We start from the raw sequence: 23,674 nt of genomic DNA on the forward strand, positions 1-23,674 counted from the left end.
GCAGGTCTAAAGTCCAAACTTTCTACATGCACCGCTATATCTGTCCCTACTAACAACGAGTAAAAGCAAACTTAATTTGATAGCCTTTATCGATTCTAACTTTGGTTTGCCCACCTGCTGCATTTCTGGCACGCGCTATCAAAGTTGTATTGATGCCGAAAACCGAATTCACTGGTTTAGTACACGCGTCTATTGCATCTGGTGTAATAGCTACATTTTTTACCCATCCACTTAAAAAGCCGGATGGAAACGTTGCGTTTGGATCGTTACTAGAATTTGGAACATCTTTGCCTTGAAACACTAATCTAACTCTTAGGTCGCCACTGCCCCCCTGAGGCACATTTGCAAAGCCAACATAACTGATGTTAGTTGGCTTAACTTTATACCCAGCAGGCACATTAAGACCGATCCTCAGATTGCAAGATTTTGCTACAACCTTAGGAGGTAAAGCTGTAGCCTCAAATGAAGGTAAAGTTACAGACAGAGTATCTCCATTCAAACTTGCTTGGGGATTTCCCGACGGGCAGCCATTTCCTGAAAGAGTTACTGGAACTGATTGAAACTGAAATCCCTGTTGTTGAGCCTGTACCTGAGATAAACCCAAAATGTTTAAACTCAGTAGCGTCAAACTGGAAATAAGAGTGGTTAAGATTTTCATATCAAATAAGGAGAGGTTATCAGCTTTGTTGTCAATAATATAACGATTCTCTATCGGATTGGGCACATACTTAAGGTTGAAAAGATATATATGAAGTCAGCTATATCTCACCAGTATAGTAAGCCCTATATTTCTAAATATAGAGAGTCAAAGATTTCTTCATATAGATTAGAAGAAATCTTTCAATAAGTTGGTAGAGCAGCTTTTGTGAAAAATAAAATGCAAAACTTAGTATGCATTTAAAAAATCTAACAAGGATTAAAAGCAAACTTGATTTGGAACAATACAGGGCCGATTGTTGTGTCGATTGTATCAATTCGGATTTGGGTTTCTTGATTGGCAGGTATATCTCTAGCTCTTGCTGTCAGATTTGTATTGATACCAAAAATCGAATTCACTGGGTTCTTACAAGCATTTATTGTACCTAATACAATACCTACATCTTTGCTCAAAACATCTGAGAAACCAGGGTTAAATGTTGCGTTTGGATCATTGTTAGTTGGAACTTCTTGACCTTGAAAGAGGACTTTAACATTTAGATCAGCACTACCGCCTTGAGGCACATCTGCAAAGCCAAGATACTTGATGTTAATCGGCTGAACGTTCAATCCAGAAGGTACATCAAGACCAATCCGCAGATTACAGGATTTTGATACAACCTTAGGAGGTGAAGCTTTAGCTTCAAATGCAGAAAATGTTATTGAAAGAGTATCTCCATTCAAAATTCCCTCTGCTGTTCCCGATGGGCAACCATTTCCTAAAAGAGTGACTGGAACTTTTTGAAACTCAAACCCTTTTGTTTGAGCCTGTACCTGAGATAAACCCACAACATTTAAACTTAGTAGCGTCAAACTGGAAAGAATGCCAGTTAAAACTTTCATATTAACGACTCCGCAAAAACGTGTATTTTTCTGTGTATATTAACTGCAACTTAAAAGTCCCTAAGATACTTCTAAACAAAGAAATATCACCCAGCAGCCTCTTTGGGGTTTAGGAATCTATAGCAATTATTAATTATGTGCAATACGCTCTAGTTAAGGGAGACAGAAATAGAAAAAACAATGGATTTCTGGCTTTTAAATGATTTATCAGCGTATTTTACTTATTTGAGAATTGCTATCACAATAATTCTCGCACAATAAGCCTTGAAAAAATGATAAATCACCTGATAAATATATTCTATCTATCCCAAGAGATATGTTTTGCAAATTGCGATTTAGTTCGATTTTTCGATCGTACCAAACAAAAAGATAAGAAGTAAAAATCGATGAGAGGTTATCATCTGTGTTGCCAATACTATTTTTTTAAACACAGAGGCTAAAAGATTTCTTCCGATTGCTCTGAAGAAATCTTTCGATAAGTTGGTAAACCAGCTTTATAAAATTCAGCTTTTGGGAAAAATTAAATGCAAAACTTACTATGCATTTAAAAAACCTAACAAGGATTAAAAGCAAACTTAATTTGGAACAATACAGGACCAATTGTTGTGTCAATTGTATCAATTCGGATTTGGGTTTCTTGATTTGGAGGTATATCTTTACCTCTTGCCGTCAGAGTTGAATTGATACCAAAAACCGAACTCACTGGTTTTGCACATGCATTGATTGTGCCTAATGTAATAGCTACATCTTTGCTCCAAACATCAGAGAAGCCAGCCTTAAACGTTGCGTTTGGATTATTATCAGTTGGAATTTGTTGACCTTGAAAGAGTATTTTAACGTTAAGGTCAGCACTGCCGACGCCAACTTGAGGCACATCTGCAAAGCCAAGATACTTGATGTTAATCGGCTGAACGTTAAATCCAGAAGGTACATTAAGACCGATCCGCAGATTGCATGATTTTGATACAACCTTAGAAGGCGAAGCTAAAGCTTCAAACTCAGAAAATGTTATTGAAAGAGTATCTCCATTCAAAATTGCCTGTGCTTTTCCCGGTGGGCAACCATTCCCGGAAAGAATTACTGGTATTTTTTGAAACTCAAATCCTTGCTCTTGAGCCTGTACCTGAGATAAACCCACAACATTTAAACTCAATAGCGTCAAACTGGAAATAAAAGCACTTAACACTTTCATATTAACGACTCTGCGAAAAGGTGTAATCTCCTGTGCACATTAGCTGCAACTTAAAATTTCGCGATATTCTTGGACACAAAGAAATTGTATCTACCAGTCTCTTTGGGCTTTGGACGTTTATAGCAGTTCTTAATTGTGTGAAATACGCTCTGGTTAACGTAGACAGAAATAGTAAAAAACAATGAATTTCTGGATCTGAAATTATTTATCAGCGTATTTCATTTATTTGAGAATTGCTATTTTGTTGTCAATGCTATTTATCAAGACACAGAGTCAAAGATTTCTTCAGAGAGATTGGAAGAAATTTTTCGATAAACTGGTAAAGCAGCTTTAGAGAGAGGAGCTTTTGGGAAAAATTAAATGCAAAACTTACTATGCATTTAAAAAACTTAACAAGGATTAAAAGCAAACTTGATTTGGAACAATACAGGGCCGATTGTTGTGTCGATTGTATCAATTCGGATTTGAGTTTCTTGATTGGCAGGTATACCTCTAGCCCTTGCCGTCAGATTTGTATTGATACCAAAAATCGAACTCACTGGCTTCTTACATGCATTAATTGTGCCTAATGTGATACCTACATCTTTGCTCCAAACATCAGAGAAGCCAGCCTTAAAGGTTGTGTTTGGATTATTGTTAGTTGTAACTTGTTGACCTTGAAAGAGGATTTTAACATTCAGGTCAGCACTGCCGGCTTGAGGCACATCTGCAAAGCCAAGATACTTGACATTAATCGGCTGAACGTTCAATCCAGAAGGTACATTAAGACCAATCCGCAGATTACAGGATTTTGATACAACTTTAGGAGGTGAAGCTAAAGCTTCAAACTCAGAAAATGTTACTGAAAGAGTATCTCCATTCAAAATTCCCTCTGCTGTTCCCGATGGGCAACCATTTCCTAAAAGAGTGACTGGAACTTTTTGAAACTCAAACCCTTTTGTTTGAGCCTGTACCTGAGATAAACCCACAACATTTAAACTCAGTAGCGTCAAACTGGAAAGAATGCCAGTTAAAACTTTCATATTAACGACTCCGCAAAAACGTGTAATTTCCTGTGCACATTAGCTGCAACTTAAAATTCCCTAAAATACTTCTAAACAAAGAAATATTACCCAGCAGCCTCTGTGGGGTTTGGGAATTCATAGCAATTATTAACTGTATGCAATACGCTCTGGTTAAGGGAGACAGAAAATAGTAAAAAACAATGAATTTCTGGCTCTGAAATTATTTATCAGCGTATTTCACTTATTCAGAAAAGAATTTAGGAGTCAGAAATCAGAATTATCCAATAGAATTGGAGTGCGACTGGCGAATCGCGCAGCATAAAGCCTTCTCTACCCAAGGCTGCGCCAACGCTTAGAGCTAGTCAGCGAGCGTCTAAATATATGAGATTAAGACCCTCACTAAATCTTCTCCTTTGGAGACGCTACGCGCGAACGATTTAGTAGTCAACAATAAAGTGGCGGGTCTAAGAGGATGTTTGGATAGTCTTAAAGTATACTAAAAACCCTGCTTCTATCCCTCTCCCCAAAACAGAGAGAGGCTTTGAAACTCCGATTCCCTTCTACAGAAGAATTGCTCGGTGGGTTAGGTTTGGGAGCTTTTAGCGTTAGGAATAATACTTTTCAAACATCCTCTTAAGAGTGGAAAGTTCAGGGCAGGAGAAGCGATCGCTCCGATTTTGCGCTGAATTCTTCACTAATTGATTTTGACTCCTGAATTATGACTTCTGAATTCTTTTTCAATTGAGAATTTACATCACACAATAATGTGTCGCTAATCACCATAAGTTACCTGAGAAGTATATCCTATCTATCTAAAGACATATCTTTAGCGAATTGTTCTGAGAAAGTACGTAGACAGGAGGAGAGAGACAGCGCTCTACATAGGGTTTCCTTCCGTAGCCACTTGCTCCACTTGGGGTCTGTGCAAGTGTTATCCATTACTAGGGCTTGTCATCAGACATTGCTCTTAACCTAAGATCCTCTCAACGGTGGTAACATTTCCAAAACTGCAATGCTCAAATCAGGAAACTGTAAAGGCGAAATAATCGCATCTTCTGCTAAAATAACTTCGCTTTGATAGCCATCCTCACTTGGTTCTCGAAAGACGTGCAATTGACGACTAACCACATCTAACACCCAATAATCAATAATTCCCGCTTGGGAGTAGGCTTTAGCTTTGATTTCGCAGTCTAGTTTCAGGCTGCTATCTGCTACCTCAATAATCAGATAAACTTCTTTTGGAATGGGATGGTGGTCTGCGTAGTCCAACGGATCTACTTTAACGACAGCTATATCCGGTTCTGGTTCAGAGCGTGCGTTTAATTTTACTGGGTCTTGAACACATATCAAAGCCCGATTCCTTAAAATATTTTGCAGCAATCTATCTGTTCTCCCCACTGCCGATCTATGGGCTGTCCCTTTAGCAATCAGCCAAATTATCTTTCCTTCTAGCAGTTCTACTCGTTCATCTGCACCAAAAATCCCAGCCTCAGCCATCCGGTGGTATTCTTCAACTGTCCACAGGCGAAGCTTTAAGGTCGTTTCTGTGTTTTGCATGACTTGTTTAGCAACTGTGAGGAGCAATTAATATTTTAGCATCTTTAACTTGACAAAAATTAAATACTATGATATTAGGGACACATATGTGTGTGCCCCTAATTCACGCGATTGAAAACTGCTATAAATTACTCTTCTAAAATCTGGATTTCATCAAGTTGATTAATCACTACATTCGCACCTCGGACGTTATCGGACTTACCCACCCAAGTGATACCAATACAACCTGCGGCTTTAGCATCACGTGCCATTTGCATATCACCAACTGAATCACCCACCATTAATGTAGCGCCTGGTTCGACTCCCAAAGCTTGGCAAGCTTGCAAAAATAATACTGGATCTGGTTTACTCGGCCCTTCGTCTACTCCCATTTCTAAGTGGATATAATCACTTAATTGGTGATTAGCGACAAACTTACTTACTTCTTCAGTTGTCGCCGCTGAGAGGATACCGAGTTTTAGTCCGCCTTCTTGCAGGGATTTCAAAATTTCTAAGCTACCAACAAACAGTGGTGAAGGAGTTTGTCCAATATATTTCTCTGCCTCATTCAAAGCTTGACGAGCTATTTGTAAGCACTCAAACCATCCTTTTCCAGTCTCGGCAATATATGCTGCTGCTGCCACTTCTGTTTCGCGGCGGCTTGCTACTGATATTAAACCTGCGGGGTCTAGAAGATTGCCATTGACGCCAAATGCCATTAATAGGGGTTCCCCAGTTCCAGGGAATTGAGCATCTATTAATCTTGCTGCCTTTTGTGCGATCGCTCGCAAATACGTTTCTGAATCTTCTAGAGTACCGTTTTTGTCAAACAAAATTGCCTGGATATTATCAAAAGTAATGTTTCTACATTTAATAGTTGCCATAATATTTCACCCCACTTATTTAATTAGAAGTTATTATTCCTAATTTTTAACTACCACTCTTCACTTTTAGCGATACTCCACATAAAAAAAGAGGGAAAAACCCTCTTTATAAAATGATTTGATATTCTTACTTAAAAATAAGTAAAACTATAAAAAATCTATTATTCTTCAATAGCTACTGGAATTTCCTCTTCAGTTTCCGTGGCTGGTGGAATCTCTTCCTCAAGTTCCGCTGCTGGTGGAATTTCTTCTTCTAGTTCTGCTGCTGGTGGAATTTCTTCTTCTAGTTCCGCTGCTGGTGGAATTTCTTCATCGAGTTCCACTGCTGGTGGAATTTCTTCTTCTGCTACAACTTCTACAGATGCAGCAGGCGCAGCAGTAGCACCTTGTTGCTTGGCTAACAGCTGTTCGCGATACTTAGCAGCCATTTCTTCTGCTTTATCGTAGACCAAATCCCGGTTTTTAATCATGTCGCCGGGTTCAGGTTCTAGCTGCTTGGTAGATAGGGAAATCCGACCCCTTTCTGCATCCAAGTCAATGATCATAACTTTCACTTCATCATTGACATTGAACACACTATGAGGTGTATCAATATGTTCGTGGGAAATCTCAGAAATGTGCAGTAGACCGCTGACGCCGCCAATGTCGATGAAAGCACCGTAGGGTTTGATCCCACGAACTGTACCAATTACTACTTCGCCCACTTCTAGGCGGTTCATCTTGCGCTCAACCAGCGCTCGACGGTGAGATAGAACTAAGCGGTTACGTTCTTCGTCCACTTCTAGGAATTTCAATGGCAGTTCTTCGCCTACCAATTCTTCTTTAGGTTTGCGAGTACTGATGTGGGAACCGGGGATAAAACCACGTAATCCCTCAATCCGTACCAATGCTCCACCCCGATTGGTGGCAAATACGCCAGAACGGACAGTAGCATCTTCTGCTTGCAGCTGTCGCACGCGCTCCCAAGCCCGCATATATTCAATGCGGCGAATGGAAAGGGTTAATTGACCATCTTCGTTTTCATCGGTGAGGATGAAAAATTCCCGCGTTTCGTTTGACTGTAAGACTTCTTCCGGGCTATCTACCCGGTTAATAGACATTTCTTGTATAGGTATATATGCTGCGGTTTTAGCACCAATGTCAATCAGAGCGCCGCGCGGCTCTATACTGAAAACTGTTCCTGGTACAACATCACCAGGGCTAAAATGATAATCGTATTTGTCAAGTAGAGCAGCGAAATCTTCGTGAGTGAATCCAATTTCTGTAGCGGTTAAATTCTGATTGACCATGCTGATTTGTTCCTGGTTCTAGTCTCCGTAAAGGTTGTGCGATAAGCGTGATGCCTTATGTAAGCACTTTTATGGCAGCTTACACTTAACAATCCATTTTCATCCTAGCGCAGAAAAGCTAGTATTAACACATATCTACTCCAAGATTGGAAATTATATCACAATTATTAAAATGATTGGTTATTGATTAAAGGACAAACACAATAATATCCGTTGCTACCATGTTTAATAGCAACGGATATTAACGTTAAATCTGCTTAAAGGTCTGGTATATAGGATCTACTTATCTTTTGGTTTCTCAAAGCGAGGGGGTTCGCGAAATGCGATCGCAAAGAAGAGAGTACCTATACACAGAGTAAAAATCAAGATGTACGCAACGCTTTCCATATTACGATTCCTGCCTATCCAGCCAGTAATTAAAGTTCTGAGTACTGAGTCACCGAATGCTGAGTCAGAGCCTTAACTCCGAACTCAGCACTCAGAACTCAGCACTGAAATTAGAGAGCTTCCTTCCGGCGGGTTGATTTGTCACCCACTTTCTGGAACAGACCCCACTCAACTTGCTCTTCTAGATCCGCATCAACACCAGCAAATACGTCTCGGTAGATTGTCCGAGCGCCATGCCAGAGGTGACCAAAGAAGAACAGCAGAGCAAATACGGCGTGTCCAAAGGTAAACCAACCTCTAGGACTGGTGCGGAATACACCATCAGAGTTCAAGGTTTCCCGGTCAAATTCAAAGATTTCACCGCCTTGAGCTTTACGGGCATACTTCTTCACATCAGCTGGCTCTGTAAAGGTTTTACCATTCAGATCGCCACCGTAGAAACTAACAGTGACACCAGATTGCTCGAAGCTATACTTAGATTCTGCCCGACGGAAGGGAATGTCAGCGCGGACAATTCCATCTGCGTCGGTCAAGATCACTGGGAAGGTTTCAAAGAAGTTGGGGAGACGACGCACGGTCAATTCCCGTCCTTCAGAATCTTTGAATATGGCATGACCTTGCCAAGACTGGGCAATGCCATCACCCTTCACCATTGGCCCTGTACGGAATAGACCGCCTTTAGCGGGGCTATTACCGACGTAATCATAGAAAGCCAGTTTTTCGGGAATCTGCGACCAAGCTTGGTCAAGGGTTGCACCTTGAGCAACGCTTGTTTGGACGCGGCGCTGAATTTCTTGACGGAAGTAGCTCTGATCCCATTGATAGCGGGTAGGACCAAACAATTCGATGGGAGTGGCGGCGTTACCGTACCACATAGTACCAGCAACAACGAAAGCAGCAAAGAATACTGCTGCAATACTGCTAGAAAGTACTGTTTCAATGTTCCCCATCCGTAGGGCTTTGTAGAGCCGTTCGGGGGGTCTTACTGTGAGGTGGAATAAGCCTGCAATAATACCAACAACACCAGCGGCAATGTGGTGAGCCGCAATGCCACCAGGGTTATAGGGGTTAAAACCATCTGGGCCCCATTCTGGTGCTACTGCCTGGGCTGCACCAGTTACACCATAAGCGTCAGAAACCCATATCCCCGGCCCAAATAGTCCGGTGACATGAAAAGCACCAAATCCAAAACAAAGTAGACCAGATAAGAACAGGTGAATGCCAAACATTTTTGGCAAGTCGAGAGCCGGTTCACCAGTGCGGGGATCTCTAAAAAGTTCCAAATCCCAGTAAACCCAGTGCCATACGGCGGCTAAAAATAGCAGACCGGAAAGAACAATATGAGCTGCTGCAACGCCTTCAAATGACCAAAAGCCAGGATCGGTTGATGGCCCACCAGTAACGTTCCAACCACCCCAAGATTGAGTAACACCCAAACGTGACATGAACGGCAAGACGAACATTCCTTGACGCCACATTGGGTTGAGAACTGGATCGCTAGGATCAAAAACAGCTAGTTCGTAGAGTGCCATCGAACCAGCCCAGCCTGCTACTAAGGCTGTGTGCATTAGGTGTACAGAAATCAGTCGCCCTGGATCATTCAGAACGACTGTATGTACTCGGTACCAGGGTAGTCCCATCGACTACGCTCCTCCTCGATGAGTTAGTTTACAAAGCAATTTTCTTACTGAGGTTCTGAGAAACGAAAGTCGCCACTCAGAAAACTCTCTCTTGTTTTTTGTTATTGCCAGAACCAGAGTCTTACCACATCTTAGTCTTAAAAGTCAGACAGCGTGGGTGCTTTGGCAATGCTTACTCGCTTCGGGAGATTTACCCTGTAGGGTAGCCATCGCCAAGCAAAAATGAGAATGTTTTAAAAAGTGTAACTATTGATGGAATTGTTTGCAAGCGTGTAAATTGATGCGATCGCGTAGCATGTCCAAGTTTTTTCGCTACCAATCCCCGTCACAGATTAAATTTGCTTATCTTTTATTTACAAAAAGTAAAAGTATATGAGGCACAGGGGCAGAGGGGAAAGACCTTGAGAAAGTTCCCCCTGTTCCCCTGCTTCTCTTACTGAACCACCAATTGAATGTTTTGCAGTTGACACTTCGCCTCAGCTGTACCCAGGCGTTCAATTACCTGTTCGGCGCTCATTAGACGCTTGAGTACTACTTGACCTATGGTGTTACTGCCAATTACTGGTGTTGTTGGCTTCACTTCCACGGTTAAAACGGCTTCTTCAACTCGATAAAGCCATAGCAATTCATTTTGTTCCACTAAACAAATATTCATTCGCTGAATATCTGGTTGACGTCGCCATGCAGTTATTTGCCAGAGTCCATCAGATGCCCAGACTCTAGCAACTGCCCATCCTTCAGATAGAAAGAAATACTTCACGCTCTTAGTCTCACTATTAAACTTTCAATCTGCTGTTTACGAGATCGCGATCGCTTTATTAGCTGATGTATAAACACTAGATTTGTAAGTAAAACCATGTAGCCGTTCTCTACAAAAAACAACTCCACGGGTGTCTGTATCCAAGTAGCAACAGGCAAAGTTTTAATGTCCGCTACTTGGCCTACCGTCAAAGCTTAACAAACCTATTCACTAGTAATTATGAATTTACGACAAATTTAGCCAATGTTTAAAATCTTAATTAAATAAAAGCTTTTGATTACTTAACGAATGCCAAAGGATATCTTTCTGTCAATAATTTTTTGTAACAAATAGTGCTTAGGCGTAGCCCGTCGTAAACATCGCACAGGAGCAATAAATTTAACTATGAAGTTGAGTAGCCGCTACAAATTTTTGAGTTAGTTGCCAACTTAGTCATAATATCCGGCAAGTTTTTTTTATCTATATTCGTATACTTAGCCATAGGTATTGCCGTAACTAATTGTAAAAATCAAGCACAATAGTCACAAATGTAGTAAGATTGCTGACCGCTGATATCAAATATTTTATTGCTATGACCTGGTTTTCCTTGTCCGTGAAACGGTGGGGTCGGATTACACAATTCCTATCTTTGTTCTGTCTATGTTTATGTTTAGTTGTTAGTTGCGCTCCTCGTCCACAGCCTACGCCACCATCTGGTTCTGTGAATAGCCCTACAGGTGATGGTCGCATTACTATCGGTACAACAGCCAAGCCGAGAACCCTCGATCCGGCTGATGCTTATGAGTTAGCATCTTTAGGCTTGGTGTTTAATATGAGCGATCGCCTCTACACCTACGAACCAGGAAGCACGGAAATTAAGCCCCAGCTAGCTACAGCATTACCCAAAGTTACTCAAGATGGCTTAACTTATACCATACCGTTACGTCAGGGAGTGGTTTTTCACGATGGGACTCCCTTCAACGCCCAAGCAATGGCGTTTACCATCAACCGCTTTATTCAAAATAAAGGAAAACCCTCATTTTTACTAAGTGATATAGTAGATTCGGTAAAACCTACAAGCGAGTATGAGTTAAGCATTAAGCTGAAAAAGCCCTTTGCAGCGTTTCCTTCACTGCTGGCGTTTCCTGGGGTGTGTGCAGTTTCGCCAAAAGCTTACGAACTCGGTGCAGGTAAATTCAAGCCGAATATTTTTGTGGGGACTGGCCCTTACAAGTTAGCGCAGTATGGTACTGATTCAATCCGATTTGATCCGTTTGATAAGTATTGGGGAGAAAAACCAGTTAACAAGGGTGTTAACCTCCAAATTCAAACTAGTCCGATTAATTTATTTAATGCTTTCCGTACAGGCGCAGTGGATGTAGCTTATCTGTCGCTACAGCCAGATCAAAATCGGAGTTTGGAAGAAGGTGGTAAAAAAGGGGATTGGCAAGCGATCGCTGCTGAGGGTAGTGTAGTAAGTTATCTGGTATTAAACCGGAATCAAAAGCCTTTAGATAAACCAGAGGTAAGACAAGCGATCGCGTCAATAATTGACCGTCCACTTTTAAATCAGCGAGTGTTACTTGGTCAAGCAGATGCGCTTTACAGCATGATTCCCACGACGTTTAATGTTTCCCAGCCATTATTTAAAGATAAATATGGTGATGCTAACTTTGAGCAAGCTAAAAAATTATTAACTACTGCTGGTTTCTCCAAAGAAAATCCCGCAAAAGTACAAGTTTGGTATCCTTCTAGTTCGCCTACTCGTAGTTTGGCAGCACAGACCCTGAAATCTCTTGTGGATGTCAAAATGGATGGAATACTACAATTTGAAGTCACCCAAGCGGAAGGGCCTGCCTTCTTTAAAGACATTGCCAAGGGTTTGTATCCGGCAGCTTTACTTGATTGGTATCCAGACTTTTTAGATCCAGATAATTACGTCCAACCGTTTTTGTCTTGTGACAAAGGTTCAGTTGCTAAAGGGTGCGAAGATGGAGGCAGTCAAATTCAGGGTTCGTTTTACTATAACGAAGCCATAAATAAACTGATCGATCGGCAACGCAAAGAATTAAACCCCGAAGCACGTCAGAAAATTTTTACAGAAATTCAAACGCAAGTAACTACTGATGTCCCTTATGTTCCCTTATGGCAAAACAAAGACTATGTATTTGCCCGCAATGGTGTGAGCAGCGTACAACTTAACCCTACCCAAATTCTGGTTTACCAAAGAATTAAAAAGTAGTTATTAGTCATTAGTCATTGGTCATTAGTCATTAGTCATTAGTCAATCGACTTTTGACTTTTGACTCTTAAATAAAATATTTCATGTTTAATATATTTATAGTTAATAGCTAAGATAGTTCCAAAAACTGCATTTTTAATTTTAAATATTGAGTTGCTTATGTCTCGCTCTAAAGCCTTACAATATTACATTGTTTCTCGGTTGCTTCTTGCACCACTTCAGTTATTAACTATCATCACCATTGTATTTCTCTTACTAAGAGCAACACCAGGAGATCCAGCAGATGCAATTCTAGGTGGACGTGCGCCAGAAGCTGCTAAAGAAGAATTGCGAAAACAACTAGGTTTAAACTTTCCTCTGTGGCTACAATACCTCAATTATTTGGGAAGCATACTGCGCTTTGACTTGGGAACGTCTTTAATGAGTCGGGGACAGAATGTTTGGGACATAATTGGGCAATATTTCCCGGCGACGGTGGAGTTAGCAGTATTTAGTATGGCGGTTGCACTCATCGTCGGAATTGCGGTTGGAACTCTTTCGGCTTCTCGTCCTGGGACATATTTTGATGTCGGTGGGCGCTTATTTGGGATCGTCACTTACGCACTGCCGATGTTTTGGGCGGGTATGCTTTTACAGTTGATTTTCTCAGTCCAATTGGGTTGGTTTCCTAATTCCAACCGCTTTCCGCCTAATCTCCCGGCTCCCACTCCTGTGACTGGATTGTATACAATTGATAGCTTACTCGGTGGAAATTTCACCCAGTTTTTCACGTCTTTGCACCATCTTGCCCTACCGAGTCTCACTTTGGGAATTTTGCTCAGTGGGATTTTTGAGCGAATTGTGCGAGTGAATTTAAAGCAAACCTTGCAAGCAGATTATGTAGAAGCAGCTAGAGCCAGAGGTATTGGTGAAAATAAGATTTTAGCCTCTCATGCTTTAAAAAATGCGCTAATTCCAGTAATTACAGTCTTGGGATTAACCTTTGCATCTCTGTTAGGTGGGGCGATTTTGACAGAGGTAACATTTTCTTGGCCTGGGTTAGCAAATCGGCTCTATCAAGCGATCGCCGATCGCGATTATCCCACAGTCCAGGGAGTGCTAGTCTTTTTTGGTGCGATCGTTGTTAGTGCAAGCATTTTGATTGATATTTTAAATGCTTATGTAGATCCGCGAATTCGATATTAAGCTGTTGGATATTTTGTTAAATTTCTTGAGAAATACCATTGGCTAAAATCCCCAGAATTTTGTTCACATCTTTGAGATAATATTCACTTAAATCAATAGTCAATGTTTGTGCTTCTAGTTTGAGGAATTGCCAAATACTGCCCGTTGTAACTACGCCGTAAATTGTTTTAATCTCACTTGCAGCTTGCTCATTAAAGATTTGGGCTGCTACCATTTCTGCTGCACACTGACCCAAACCCCCATTAATATTTTCTTTTTTAGCTTCTACAACTGTAATTACTGGCGCTGTCAAAATGAGAATTTCTGGAGATTTAGTAATAATAAAATCGCAAGTGCCGTTTAATCCTTTGCTATTATCGACAGTAAAATCTACTCCAGAAAATAAATTAACTTGTTCGTGTAATTGTCGGCGTAAATCAACTAAAATGGGAGCAATAATTAACTCAGTTCGAGCTTTTTGACTATTACTCCCTAAAGCGATATCCAGGTTATAATTGAGTGTTTCTACAAGTAAATTACTTGCTGTTAATTCAGAAACACCAGCGAAAATATTGCGTTTTTCTAATGTGCTTAAACTAAACTCTTGTTTTGCTTTAGCTAAACTAAATTCGCTGTAAGCCATAAAAATATTACTCTCTTTCGCTTTTAAATAGAAGACTGAAATTACCGTCCAACATCCAAGTTAAAGTAGAAACTACTGTCTACAATTCTGTTACTGCCAAAATATTTGATAATGGGTATGCTAACTCGGTGCTGTCCTGGTTCAAGCGTCCAAGTTTGTTGAAAATTACCAATATTATGACAAGCTGCATTAATCGGGAAGTTACTAGGAGTGAAAAGTCCATTTTTATAACTCTCAACTCCATTTGGAAACAGATAAACTTTTACTTCTACTCGATTGACTGGAGCTTTAGATGGTATGCAATAGGTTAGATTTGATAATCTTAGAGTATCTCCAGCTTTTAGAGGTATGCGATCGCTATTTTTTACTTGCTGAGGTTCGTTGCTATTAAACTGCACTGTAAGATTATCAACGCATACTTTAGCCACAGTAACTTTATCACACGTTGTAGAAGTGGCGGTGACAGAGGGTGAATCTAGAGAAGATTTGTTCCCAAGCCCCATTATGACAGGCACTCCGGCAGCTACTATGGTGGCGGTGGCAGCGATAAGAGCGAGTGCAAGCTGTTGTCTAAAAGTTGTCATTTCTCAAACTCCTCAACTTTTGTTCTGTAACACCATCATCACTTGAGACACAGACGCTATGGGTAGGCGCTAGTAGGAAGTTTGAGTGATTAAATTGTTGTAAGGGAAAGTAGGCAAATGTAGGTTTGTAGGGTAAAGTATTACACTACTGGCTGATTTTGACTTCGCTCTGCCAATTCGATTACGCCTAATGGACTCAAAACAAGCGTTAGCATTCATTAATGCGCTGTTTGCTAAAAAGACTAATCAAGTCTTAAATGAATTGGAAGAAAAGCTTTTTTTAGGAATCTGGGAAGGTCAGATTTATTCAGATATTGCTACTCAGACTTTTCTCACTGAGCAATATTTGAGAGATGCAGGTGCAAATTTATGCAAAAAGATTACAAAAGATTTAGGGATAAAAGTTAATAAAAGAAATTTTAAAAATCAAATTAAATATCATTATCAACAGCATTCAGAAACAACTTTACCTTCCCAACAGCGACTTGTAGAACCAACTAATCCAGCACGAGGAGATGAATCACAGCCAGATAATCTATTACAGCAAAGTCATAATCCCTTCATTCCATTTAATGGCAGAGTCGAAGAGAAGGATCTATTCTTTGACCGAGAGGGCGAAATCCAGCGAGTATTAGAGGTGTTGAATAGCGGTAGTAGTGTTGTTTTAATTGGGGAAGAGGGAATCGGCAAGTCCTCGCTGCTATGGATGATTTGCGAAGAAGCAGAAACTCGTCTAAACGTTAAACGTCAGCCAGTTTTCTTAGACCTGAATTTACTTCATAATGAAAGTCAATTTTATAGTGAGTTGTGCTACGAGATTGGTATACCCGAAAGTAAAGACTATCAGTTAACCCGCAATTTGCGAAATCATAAAATACTACTGGCTCTAGACAATGTAGGAAAGCTTACAAGCGAAGGTTTTACTCGCAACATAAGGGATTATTTGCGCGGTTTAGCCGAAGGAAGTAATGCTCCGTTGAAGCTGATTTTAGCTGCCATCGAACCTCTGAACAACCTTTTTAAGGATAGTCAGGAGCAAGGTAATACTTCTCCGTTGGCAGGTATTTGCCAAGAGGAACATATTCATCCTTGGGATGAAGCTACTATGCGTACTTTTATTACCAGCCGTCTAGCTAGAACTTCTGTGAGTTTTACTGAAGAAGAAATCATCCAACTCATCCAAGAAAGTGGCGGACATCCTCGAAAACTCATGCAATTGTGTTATCAAACTTATTCGCGGTATGTGGAGAGTTTGCAATGAATGACACTGCTTTGACCTCTCCTCCAACCCTTCCCTTACAAGGGGCTACGGTGTACACACAAGTTATCGAATTACCCCACCCTAACCCTCCCCTTGGAAAGGGGAGGGAACTAGATTTTCTTGTTTCCCCCCTTTACAAGGGGGGATTAAGGGGGGTAAAACCCGGATCTCAAAGTAACTCCGATTTGTGTGTACACGGTAGCCTACAAGGGGAGGGGAATAAGATTACTCCTACTCTCCCTTCCGTCATAAACAAGGGGGCTGGAGGATTAGGTTCTTCACGGGCGAAGATGGAGGTTGAATGATGACCCCAGTACCCCGCTTAGACTTAGCGCCCAAGTTGAAGCGTCCCCTCTCGCTGTGGAACCCCTTGGATTATCTGCGCCTTTTGTACTGGGTGTTTTTCTTTCCGCAAGCTTTGCGGTGGTATGTGGATACATTCGGGGGTGGGTATATTCCTGAAGGGGAAATGAATTGGCGGAAGGGATGGGAGTTATTGCGTCAAAATGCTATCCAACGTCAGTTACTTTTCCAAGGATTAGCTTTAACAGTAGTTACACCTCTGGCTGTGGGTACAATTTTTCAAACCGTAAATCTTCCCATTGACTGGTTCGGGGTGGCAGTAGGCATGGCGGCAGGTGTGGCGGAAGGTGTGATGCTAGGCGTGGCTGGAGGTATGGCGGGAGGCGTGGCAGTCGGTATGACGGTAGGCGTGGCGGGAGGTGTGGCGGTAGGCGTGGCAGTAGGCGTGGCGGGAGGTCTAGCTTTGGGCGTGACCTTGGGCGTGGCGGGAGGTCTAGCGGGAGGCGTGGCGTTCGTCGTGGCGTTCGTCGTGGCGGGAGGTATGGCGGGAGGCGTGGTGGTAGGCGTGACGAGAGGTATGGTTGGAGGCGTGGCAGTAGGCATGACAGTAGGTTTGGCTAGAGGTCTGGCGTTCGGCGTGACCTTGGGCATGGTGGCAGGTGTAGCAGTAGGCGTGACCTTCGGCGTGGTGGCAGGTGTAGCAGTAGGCGTGACCTTGGGCGTGGCAGTCGTTGTGATAATACTGCGTCCAGAAACCTGGCTTATTGGCTCACTTTTTAACTTACGAACAATTCAAAACGGTAGTTGGCTACTCCCTCGCATCACTCTGCTTCCTCTTCCTAATCTTGTTTGGCGCTTGCAAAATTGGCTGCAAAATGATTGGGAAACTGGCTTACATAATGTGAATGAACTGCTGGCATATACCCTACAATTCATTCCTGTTATCCAAGCAGTCAATAGGGTACTTGCCAAAATCCCGTCAGAGCAACTTATTTGGACTGTCTCTCAACTGGCGACAAATCCCTTTGATTGGAATATAGTACGTTTTGCTTCAGCTTCTCTAGATGAAACCCTAAAGTCAAGGTTTATCAGAAATTTGTTGTCCTTCTACTTTTTCTTACCTCGTTCTTGGGGAGAAGGTTTACAGACTCGTTTTAATACAGACACTCGCTTAGATACTCCTGCTCACGCTGCTGCTGCTGGTTTCTGGCATCTGCATGAAAAAGAACCAGCCAGAGCAATAGAGGCTTTTGCTATAGTGCGTTCTTTACTTTATGGTGAGGAAATGTTTACCCTTGCCCAAACTTTAGCGGCATTTAAGAAAGCTCAAAAACCAGCTTCTATTGCTGCTATCCAAGTTCCTCTTTTTCCACAGGAACCACTTTTACATCCAATTACTTGGAAAGTCCTTGTTAGTCTGCGTCGAGTTGTTGAGGATGTGCAGTTTGTTAATCGCAGCGTCTCACGTTCAGCAAGGTCTTTAGCTCTCAATCGAGCATTAGGCGAACTCACAAAAACCCTAAATCAAGCCGACACCTTGCCGCAGGCAGAGCAAGGGTTAATCATAGATATCGCTCAAACTTGGCAAGAAAGCCTTTTGCAAATTACTGGTGAAGTGGGAGAAATTTGCATCACCAAGCCTGTAGTTAATCCTTATGTTGTAGGCGACCCGGTTCAAGGTCATCTCTTCGTTGGGCGAGAAGATATCATCAGACAGTTAGAAGAACTCTGGGTGATGGGTAATCAACTCCAGTCTGTAGTTCTCTACGGTCACAGGCGAATGGGTAAAACTTCTATTCTGGTTAATGCTGCTAACTGTCTAGACTCACAAATACAGCTAGCTTATGTCAACTTGCTACGTTTGGGAGATAGCCCACAAGGTGTCGGTGAGGTGCTAATGGCAATTTGTGATGAAATTTCTCAAACTGTAAAACTTCCAGCACCAGCTGACGCTGATTTACTAAATCTCCCCTATCGGACTTTTGAACGTTATTTAAAACAGGTGGAAGTAAAGCTAGACGGTGGGTTAATCATCGCCTTAGACGAGTTTGAGAAAATTGAAGATTTAATTGAAGCGAAAAAAATCCCTATCGATTTTATGGGTTTTCTGCGCGGTTTGGTACAAATGAGTTCTAAAATCGCCTTTGCATTTGCTGGTTTGCACACTTTAGAAGAGATGACAGCAGATTATTTTCAACCCTTCTTTGCAAGCGTCATTCCTATTCATGTTGGCTTTCAAGAACGTGCAGCTACTCGCCAAATTCTCGCTAACCCAGGTAATGAAGACTTCCCACTCGACTACATCCCGGAAGCTTTAGATAAAATTTATGCTTTGACACACGGTCAACCATATTTAGTGCAACTGCTGGGTTTTCAGCTAGTGCGCCGCTACAATGACTTTGTTTTTGAGCAAGGGCGATCGCGTGACCCAGTTTTCACTGTAGAAGATGTAGAAGCAGTCATCAATGACTCTGAGTTTTTCAAACGGGGACGCTACTACTTTGATGGAGTTTGGGGTCAGGCGGCGCGGGGTGCTGAGGGTCAACAAGCAATTGTACAAGTGCTTGCACCTCACCCAGAAGGGCTAAGTCTGGATGCCTTAGCTCAGTCTACAGGTATGAATGACGCTGATTTACAGGAAGCGCTGAATACTCTGAAGCGTCATGATGTCGTTGAGGAAACTCAGGGAAGTTGGCGGATTATGGTAGAACTTTTTCGCCGTTGGGTTTTGCAGCAGTAGCGAATAGAAGGCGAATAGAATTCGCGGCTACACAGGCAAAGTCCGCCTTCGCGGACTAATTTCGGAGTACGCATTTGCTATTTCGGCGTTCGCATTTGCTATTTCGGAGTACGCATTTGCTATTTCGGCGTTCGCATTTGCTATTTCGGAGTACGCATTTGTTATTTCGGAGTACGCATTTGCTATTTCGGAGTTCGCATTTGCTATTTCGGAGTACGCATTTGTTATTTCGGAGTTCGCATTTGCTATTTCGGAGTTCGCATTTGTTATTTCAGCGATCGCATTTGCTACTTTGGGGTTCGCATTTGTTATTTCAGCGATCGCATTTGCTATTCTAAACGCTTATCTTCTTAAACTCCGAGGATCTAGTGCATCTCTCAGCCCATCACCGAGTAAGTTGAATGCCAACACTGTGAGGATAATCAGCACAGCCGGCGGCCAAATTAACCAAGGTTGCAACACCAAAATTGAAGCATTGCTAGCCAGAGAAAGCATATTACCCCAAGAAGGGTCTGGTTGTTGAATACCCAAGCCGATGAGACTCAGTATTGCCTCTGCACCAATAAAGCTGGGAACTGCAAGAGTAGCAGAGATAATTACATAACTAGCTGTTTGCGGCAAAACGTGGCGGAGGATGATATAAAGTGGGTTCGCGCCCATTGCGCGTGCCGCTTGGACAAATTCTCGCTCTTTAAGTGATAGTACCTGTCCCCGAATAACCCGTGCTAAACCAGCCCAGCTAATCACCGAAGTAATCACCACAATCAGCAAAAAGCGCTGGGTACTGCTTAAACCAGGTGGTAAGACTGCCCCTAAAGTCACCAAAAGATAAATACTGGGGAAAGTCATTAGCACCTCTGCCAAGCGCATAATGACGCTATCAGTCACACCGCCGAAATAGCCGGAAATTCCCCCGACGATCAAACCGAGGGGGTAGGTAATGATAATACCAAAAATCCCGATAAACATACTGATGCGACCGCCATGCAGCAAGCGACTAAATTGGTCGCGGCTTTGGTCATCAGTGCCCAAGATATTGAATTTTGCCCCAGTTGTTGTGCCAAATAAATGCCAATTTAAGGGAATACCAGGAAAGATTGTGACTTCATCCCACTTCGGGGGCAATGGCAAACTCATCTGCAACAATCGGTATTCTGGCCCGGAGACAAATAGACGCAGGGGTGAGGGCTTTTTGAAGTCTACAATGAGTTCGCGATCGCCTGTATCTAAATTTGTGTCTCCCTGAGTCGTCGGATAAACATATGGGCCGATAAACTGCCCTGACGGAGAAACCCAATGTATCTTAGTTGGTGGCAGCAGTGAACCATTGGCCTGTGAAGCATAGGGGTCATAAGGAGCCACGAAATCAGCTGCAATTACTGCTATGTAGAAAACTAACAGCAAAATTGCCCCAAATCGTGCCAAAGGATTTTTTTTCAGTCGTCGCCACCAATCCATAGTAGTTAGGAGTTAGAAATTAGAATTTATGAGTTATTAAACTTTTATCTTAATTCATAACTCATGATTAATAATTCTTAACTCCAAACTCTTGTACAGACGCGATTAATCGCGTCTCTACTAATTCCCAACTCCTAACTTCTCTAAATACCGCTGCTGTTCTTCCTGTTGTTTTTCATGTTCTACAACAAACACGTTTGAGTAGAGATTAGCCAAAATTTGTTTTCCCTGTTGTGTCAGTGATAGATAATGCAGTCCCTCTTGGATATAGGGATAGACGCCATTCCAGTAAAACTTAGCGTAGTTATTACGTAAATCAGCAGGGGTTTTATAGCCCAAAACTTTATTTACACCAGTTTCTTCAAACTCGTAATATAAAGAAGTAATTTTCTTCAGGTAACGCGGGTCGCTTAGTTGACCAATCAAATCAGCAGCACGTACTAATCCTGCAAAACACCTTGTATCTTGATGATCTTCTGCCGCAGGTACGGGAAATCGAGTTAATTCAATATTGCTCTTAATTGCCTCAGCATCTATTAACTTGTGACCTCCAAAACGCTCATCAATAAAAAGCTTGGCTCTATCAACATGATACGGTGTCAGACTGGCATCAGAAGCGCCAGGAGCGACAGAAATCATGTTGCCATTTTTACCTGTGGCATATAAGCCTGCTGTTTCTCGGTCTTGTCGGCAAACTCCCTTAACGTAGCCAATATCATGACACACTAAAGAAATAATACAATGCAACCAGTCTTCACTGGAAACACCGCCTTCTCTAATGTGTTTGCCACGTAAGATTTCTTGCCCCACCAAGGTGACAAGGACAGTGTGTTCAACATTGTGATAAAGGGCGTCGCTATTGGCAATGTTTTCCAAAGCCATGTTACCAGCCCAGGCGATAATATCCTGATAATCATTTTTGAAGCAGCCATAGGTGCGACGGTAACCTTCTCGAATTTCATTTACAAAGGCATCAATTAAAATTTCGGTGGCATTGAACATATCTGGTTACTCTGGTAAATACCAATTATTTATTGATTGATTTCAAAATTCCCTAATCAGGGTCACCCTTGCTGGAATTTAGGGTAATGGAGTTTGTTTGCTCCTTTGTAACTCACCTATAGCTGTGGACGCTAGCTTTACCTATGCCTGGATTGCATGGTAGGGCATGGCTTCCTAGCAACACAAAAGCTTGAGAAGAATTATCTTTTGCGTATAAACAACAATTGACAAGTATAAGAAAGTTCATTAATAATTTTAGTTTTAATTTGGATAAATCTACATTAGTTAGCTTGACTAGTTTTCCATGTCTAACTACTGGTTGAGGGCGATCTAAATACACACAGTGTGCGACCTAGAATGGCTAGATGAAATGAGATACTTCCGTGTATTATAATTTACATTTTTTTGCGATTATTTTTAGTAATTTCTTTTAGATAGTTTGTTCTATTATATACCATTATATAGAAAAGACATTCACTATGAAATGGGTCATAGTTGATGTGAAGTAAATAAATTTCAAGTTTTCTTAAGAAAATACCAAGGTTGGTATGCATAGACAGAAAGTGGAGGTGGGGCTGTGAGCGATGAAAGTGTTTCAGAAGTCGAGGTGGAAAAACCTATAATCTCTGAAGAAGATGCTAGCTTTTTGAGCAAATCAGATCAAAAACCAACTAGGGCATGGTTAAAGCCATTATTCTTGGGTGCTGGCTTAGGAATCGCGATCGCCTTTGCTGGGATGGGTGTATTAAGTCGTTTTCCAGCTCGTCAACAAAGCGCGGTAGCAGATAAAAAAGTTAACCCAGCGATGACAGTCACCATCGCCACAGTAGAAACCGCCCGTGTTGTCCGTACCCTCAAAACGACTGGGACTGTAGCAGCGCGTGATTTAATTCCGGTGCTGCCGCAGACAAACGGCTTACAAATCAAAAGTATTCCCGAAGATGTGAAAGAAGGAGTTTTTGTCAAAAAAGGTCAAGTGTTGGCGGTGTTGGATGATTCCATACTGCAAAACCAAGTTAGCCAAGCAAAAGCAGATGTGGAATCAAAACAAGCAGATGTGGCATCTAAACAAGCAGATTTGGCATCTAAACAAGCAGATTTGGCATCAAATAAAGCGATAGTCCAACAAAAAAAAGCAGATTTAGCTCAAGCTAAGGCGAGGCTAGAGGAAGCAGCCAAGAATTATCAGCGCTATCAACAACTTGCTGACTCTGGGACGATTAGTAGGCAAGAACTTGATACTCGTTCCTACGCTGTAAAAACTGCCAGAGAAGTTGTGAACCTGTCCCAAGAAAATGTGCGTAGTGCTCAGGCTAATATTGGCAGTGCCCAAGCCAACATTGGTAACGCCCAAGCTATTATCAACAAAGCCAAAGCCGATGTCCGCAGCAGTGCTGCCAAGGTACAGCAACTGCAAACTCAGTTGGGACAAACCGTGGTACGTGCGCCGGTTTCTGGAGCGATCGCCGAGAAACTAGTTAGAGTTGGTGATGTGACTGGTGTGCCGCCGCAAACCCAAGTGGGAACTGTGATTGGTGGCACACAAAAGCTATTTTCTATTATCCGAGATGAAAAGTTAGAACTTCAAGCTAAGGTGCCCGAAATTCAACTAAATCAGGTGAAAATCGGGGCATCCGTGCAAATTACTTCCGATGCCGATCGGCGCGTGCGATCGCAGGGACGAGTCAGAGACATACAACCACAGGTGAACGATCAAAGACGGGAGGCGACAGTAAAAATTGACTTGCCACCAACAACTTTACTTCGACCAGGGATGTTTGCTAGTGCTGCAATTACTACTAATTCAGGGATGAGGATGGTGGTGCCGCAAAAAGCAGTGCAGTCCCAAGGAGACGCAAGTGTAATTGTATTTATCTTATCGAGTGGAGATGTAGTCCGCAGCCAGAAAGTAGAGTTAGGAGATCCTGGGAATGACGACAAAGTGGAAATTAAGAGTGGGTTACAGTTAGGCGATCGCGTCGTAGTTGATGGTGCAGGATATCTCAAAGATGGGGATAAAGTTCGAGTTGCAAGTTGAAAGGAATGGGGAAAAATAACCAATGACCA

General features: G+C 42.1%; 19 protein-coding genes. 5 read left to right on the forward strand and 14 right to left on the reverse strand.

Annotated features, from left to right (window positions below; translation table 11 throughout):
* Positions 1–49: 49 nt before the first annotated feature.
* From V7L01_RS07175 to V7L01_RS07220, 10 genes are all read right to left on the reverse strand, one after another.
* Positions 50–724, reverse strand: coding sequence for a DUF4360 domain-containing protein (locus tag V7L01_RS07175; protein ID WP_335033250.1), 675 nt, complete (start codon positions 722–724; stop codon positions 50–52).
* Positions 725–906: 182 nt separating this feature from the next.
* A complete protein-coding gene (locus tag V7L01_RS07180; protein WP_335033252.1) occupies positions 907–1,539 on the reverse strand; it encodes a DUF4360 domain-containing protein in 633 nt (210 codons plus the stop codon).
* 553 nt (positions 1,540–2,092) lie between these two features.
* A complete protein-coding gene (locus V7L01_RS07185) occupies positions 2,093–2,731 on the reverse strand; it encodes a DUF4360 domain-containing protein (RefSeq protein ID WP_335033254.1) in 639 nt (212 codons plus the stop codon).
* Positions 2,732–3,120: 389 nt separating this feature from the next.
* Complete coding sequence (locus V7L01_RS07190) at positions 3,121–3,753, reverse strand: DUF4360 domain-containing protein (protein ID WP_335033256.1); 633 nt, start codon at positions 3,751–3,753, stop codon at positions 3,121–3,123.
* Between the two features lie 954 nt (positions 3,754–4,707).
* Positions 4,708–5,292 (reverse strand): Uma2 family endonuclease, encoded by a 585-nt coding sequence (locus tag V7L01_RS07195; protein WP_335033258.1) that lies wholly within the window; start codon positions 5,290–5,292, stop codon positions 4,708–4,710.
* 128 nt (positions 5,293–5,420) lie between these two features.
* On the reverse strand, positions 5,421–6,155 hold the full coding sequence (locus V7L01_RS07200; protein WP_335033260.1) for an HAD family hydrolase: 735 nt from the start codon (positions 6,153–6,155) through the stop codon (positions 5,421–5,423).
* Between the two features lie 161 nt (positions 6,156–6,316).
* The gene (locus V7L01_RS07205) at positions 6,317–7,444 is read right to left on the reverse strand and encodes a 30S ribosomal protein S1 (RefSeq protein WP_335033262.1); all 1,128 of its coding nucleotides are present in this window, start codon (positions 7,442–7,444) and stop codon (positions 6,317–6,319) included.
* 279 nt (positions 7,445–7,723) lie between these two features.
* A complete protein-coding gene (locus tag V7L01_RS07210) occupies positions 7,724–7,831 on the reverse strand; it encodes a photosystem II reaction center protein T (protein WP_084227385.1) in 108 nt (35 codons plus the stop codon).
* 110 nt (positions 7,832–7,941) lie between these two features.
* The gene (gene psbB / locus V7L01_RS07215; RefSeq protein WP_335033264.1) at positions 7,942–9,471 is read right to left on the reverse strand and encodes a photosystem II chlorophyll-binding protein CP47; all 1,530 of its coding nucleotides are present in this window, start codon (positions 9,469–9,471) and stop codon (positions 7,942–7,944) included.
* 433 nt (positions 9,472–9,904) lie between these two features.
* Positions 9,905–10,231, reverse strand: a complete 327-nt coding sequence (locus tag V7L01_RS07220; RefSeq protein ID WP_335033265.1) for a hypothetical protein — start codon at positions 10,229–10,231, stop codon at positions 9,905–9,907.
* Positions 10,232–10,802: 571 nt separating this feature from the next.
* Here V7L01_RS07220 and V7L01_RS07225 point away from each other — a divergent pair.
* The gene (locus V7L01_RS07225) at positions 10,803–12,452 is read left to right on the forward strand and encodes an ABC transporter substrate-binding protein (RefSeq protein WP_335033266.1); all 1,650 of its coding nucleotides are present in this window, start codon (positions 10,803–10,805) and stop codon (positions 12,450–12,452) included.
* Positions 12,453–12,611: 159 nt separating this feature from the next.
* Positions 12,612–13,637 carry an ABC transporter permease gene (locus tag V7L01_RS07230; RefSeq protein WP_335033269.1) on the forward strand — a complete coding sequence of 342 codons (1,026 nt, stop codon included), beginning with the start codon at positions 12,612–12,614 and terminating at the stop codon, positions 13,635–13,637.
* Positions 13,638–13,653: 16 nt separating this feature from the next.
* On the opposite strand, the gene V7L01_RS07235 is transcribed toward V7L01_RS07230, so the two are convergent.
* The gene (locus V7L01_RS07235; RefSeq protein WP_335033271.1) at positions 13,654–14,259 is read right to left on the reverse strand and encodes a hypothetical protein; all 606 of its coding nucleotides are present in this window, start codon (positions 14,257–14,259) and stop codon (positions 13,654–13,656) included.
* A gap of 41 nt (positions 14,260–14,300) precedes the next feature.
* A complete protein-coding gene (locus tag V7L01_RS07240; protein ID WP_335033273.1) occupies positions 14,301–14,843 on the reverse strand; it encodes a hypothetical protein in 543 nt (180 codons plus the stop codon).
* Positions 14,844–15,033: 190 nt separating this feature from the next.
* On the opposite strand from V7L01_RS07240, the gene V7L01_RS07245 reads away from it, so the two are divergent.
* Positions 15,034–16,104: an AAA family ATPase gene (locus V7L01_RS07245; protein WP_335033275.1), complete on the forward strand. Its 1,071-nt coding sequence runs from the start codon at positions 15,034–15,036 to the stop codon at positions 16,102–16,104.
* A 304-nt stretch (positions 16,105–16,408) separates the two neighbouring features.
* The gene (locus tag V7L01_RS07250; RefSeq protein WP_335033277.1) at positions 16,409–19,147 is read left to right on the forward strand and encodes an AAA family ATPase; all 2,739 of its coding nucleotides are present in this window, start codon (positions 16,409–16,411) and stop codon (positions 19,145–19,147) included.
* A 342-nt stretch (positions 19,148–19,489) separates the two neighbouring features.
* On the opposite strand, the gene V7L01_RS07255 is transcribed toward V7L01_RS07250, so the two are convergent.
* Both V7L01_RS07255 and V7L01_RS07260 read right to left on the reverse strand, forming a co-directional pair.
* Complete coding sequence (locus V7L01_RS07255) at positions 19,490–20,605, reverse strand: ABC transporter permease (RefSeq protein ID WP_335033279.1); 1,116 nt, start codon at positions 20,603–20,605, stop codon at positions 19,490–19,492.
* Between the two features lie 120 nt (positions 20,606–20,725).
* Positions 20,726–21,607 carry an Npun_R2479 family HD domain-containing metalloprotein gene (locus V7L01_RS07260; protein WP_335033281.1) on the reverse strand — a complete coding sequence of 294 codons (882 nt, stop codon included), beginning with the start codon at positions 21,605–21,607 and terminating at the stop codon, positions 20,726–20,728.
* Between the two features lie 577 nt (positions 21,608–22,184).
* Between V7L01_RS07260 and V7L01_RS07265 the strand changes: the two genes are divergently transcribed.
* Positions 22,185–23,645, forward strand: coding sequence for an efflux RND transporter periplasmic adaptor subunit (locus V7L01_RS07265; protein ID WP_335033283.1), 1,461 nt, complete (start codon positions 22,185–22,187; stop codon positions 23,643–23,645).
* Positions 23,646–23,674: the final 29 nt, after the last annotated feature.

It is taken from the genome of Nostoc sp. (assembly GCF_036917095.1).
Taxonomy (GTDB): Bacteria; Cyanobacteriota; Cyanobacteriia; order Cyanobacteriales; family Nostocaceae; genus Nostoc.

Coding starts and splice junctions, on each gene's coding strand:
- V7L01_RS07180 (WP_335033252.1), bottom strand. CDS start 1,539: ATGAAAGTTTTAACTGGCATTCTTTCCAGTTTGACGCTACTAAGTTTA.
- V7L01_RS07185 (WP_335033254.1), bottom strand. CDS start 2,731: ATGAAAGTGTTAAGTGCTTTTATTTCCAGTTTGACGCTATTGAGTTTA.
- V7L01_RS07190 (WP_335033256.1), bottom strand. CDS start 3,753: ATGAAAGTTTTAACTGGCATTCTTTCCAGTTTGACGCTACTGAGTTTA.
- V7L01_RS07195 (WP_335033258.1), bottom strand. CDS start 5,292: ATGCAAAACACAGAAACGACCTTAAAGCTTCGCCTGTGGACAGTTGAA.
- V7L01_RS07200 (WP_335033260.1), bottom strand. CDS start 6,155: ATGGCAACTATTAAATGTAGAAACATTACTTTTGATAATATCCAGGCA.
- V7L01_RS07205 (WP_335033262.1), bottom strand. CDS start 7,444: ATGGTCAATCAGAATTTAACCGCTACAGAAATTGGATTCACTCACGAA.
- V7L01_RS07210 (WP_084227385.1), bottom strand. CDS start 7,831: ATGGAAAGCGTTGCGTACATCTTGATTTTTACTCTGTGTATAGGTACT.
- psbB (WP_335033264.1), bottom strand. CDS start 9,471: ATGGGACTACCCTGGTACCGAGTACATACAGTCGTTCTGAATGATCCA.
- V7L01_RS07225 (WP_335033266.1), top strand. CDS start 10,803: ATGACCTGGTTTTCCTTGTCCGTGAAACGGTGGGGTCGGATTACACAA.
- V7L01_RS07230 (WP_335033269.1), top strand. CDS start 12,612: ATGTCTCGCTCTAAAGCCTTACAATATTACATTGTTTCTCGGTTGCTT.
- V7L01_RS07235 (WP_335033271.1), bottom strand. CDS start 14,259: ATGGCTTACAGCGAATTTAGTTTAGCTAAAGCAAAACAAGAGTTTAGT.
- V7L01_RS07240 (WP_335033273.1), bottom strand. CDS start 14,843: ATGACAACTTTTAGACAACAGCTTGCACTCGCTCTTATCGCTGCCACC.
- V7L01_RS07245 (WP_335033275.1), top strand. CDS start 15,034: ATGGACTCAAAACAAGCGTTAGCATTCATTAATGCGCTGTTTGCTAAA.
- V7L01_RS07250 (WP_335033277.1), top strand. CDS start 16,409: ATGACCCCAGTACCCCGCTTAGACTTAGCGCCCAAGTTGAAGCGTCCC.
- V7L01_RS07255 (WP_335033279.1), bottom strand. CDS start 20,605: ATGGATTGGTGGCGACGACTGAAAAAAAATCCTTTGGCACGATTTGGG.
- V7L01_RS07260 (WP_335033281.1), bottom strand. CDS start 21,607: ATGTTCAATGCCACCGAAATTTTAATTGATGCCTTTGTAAATGAAATT.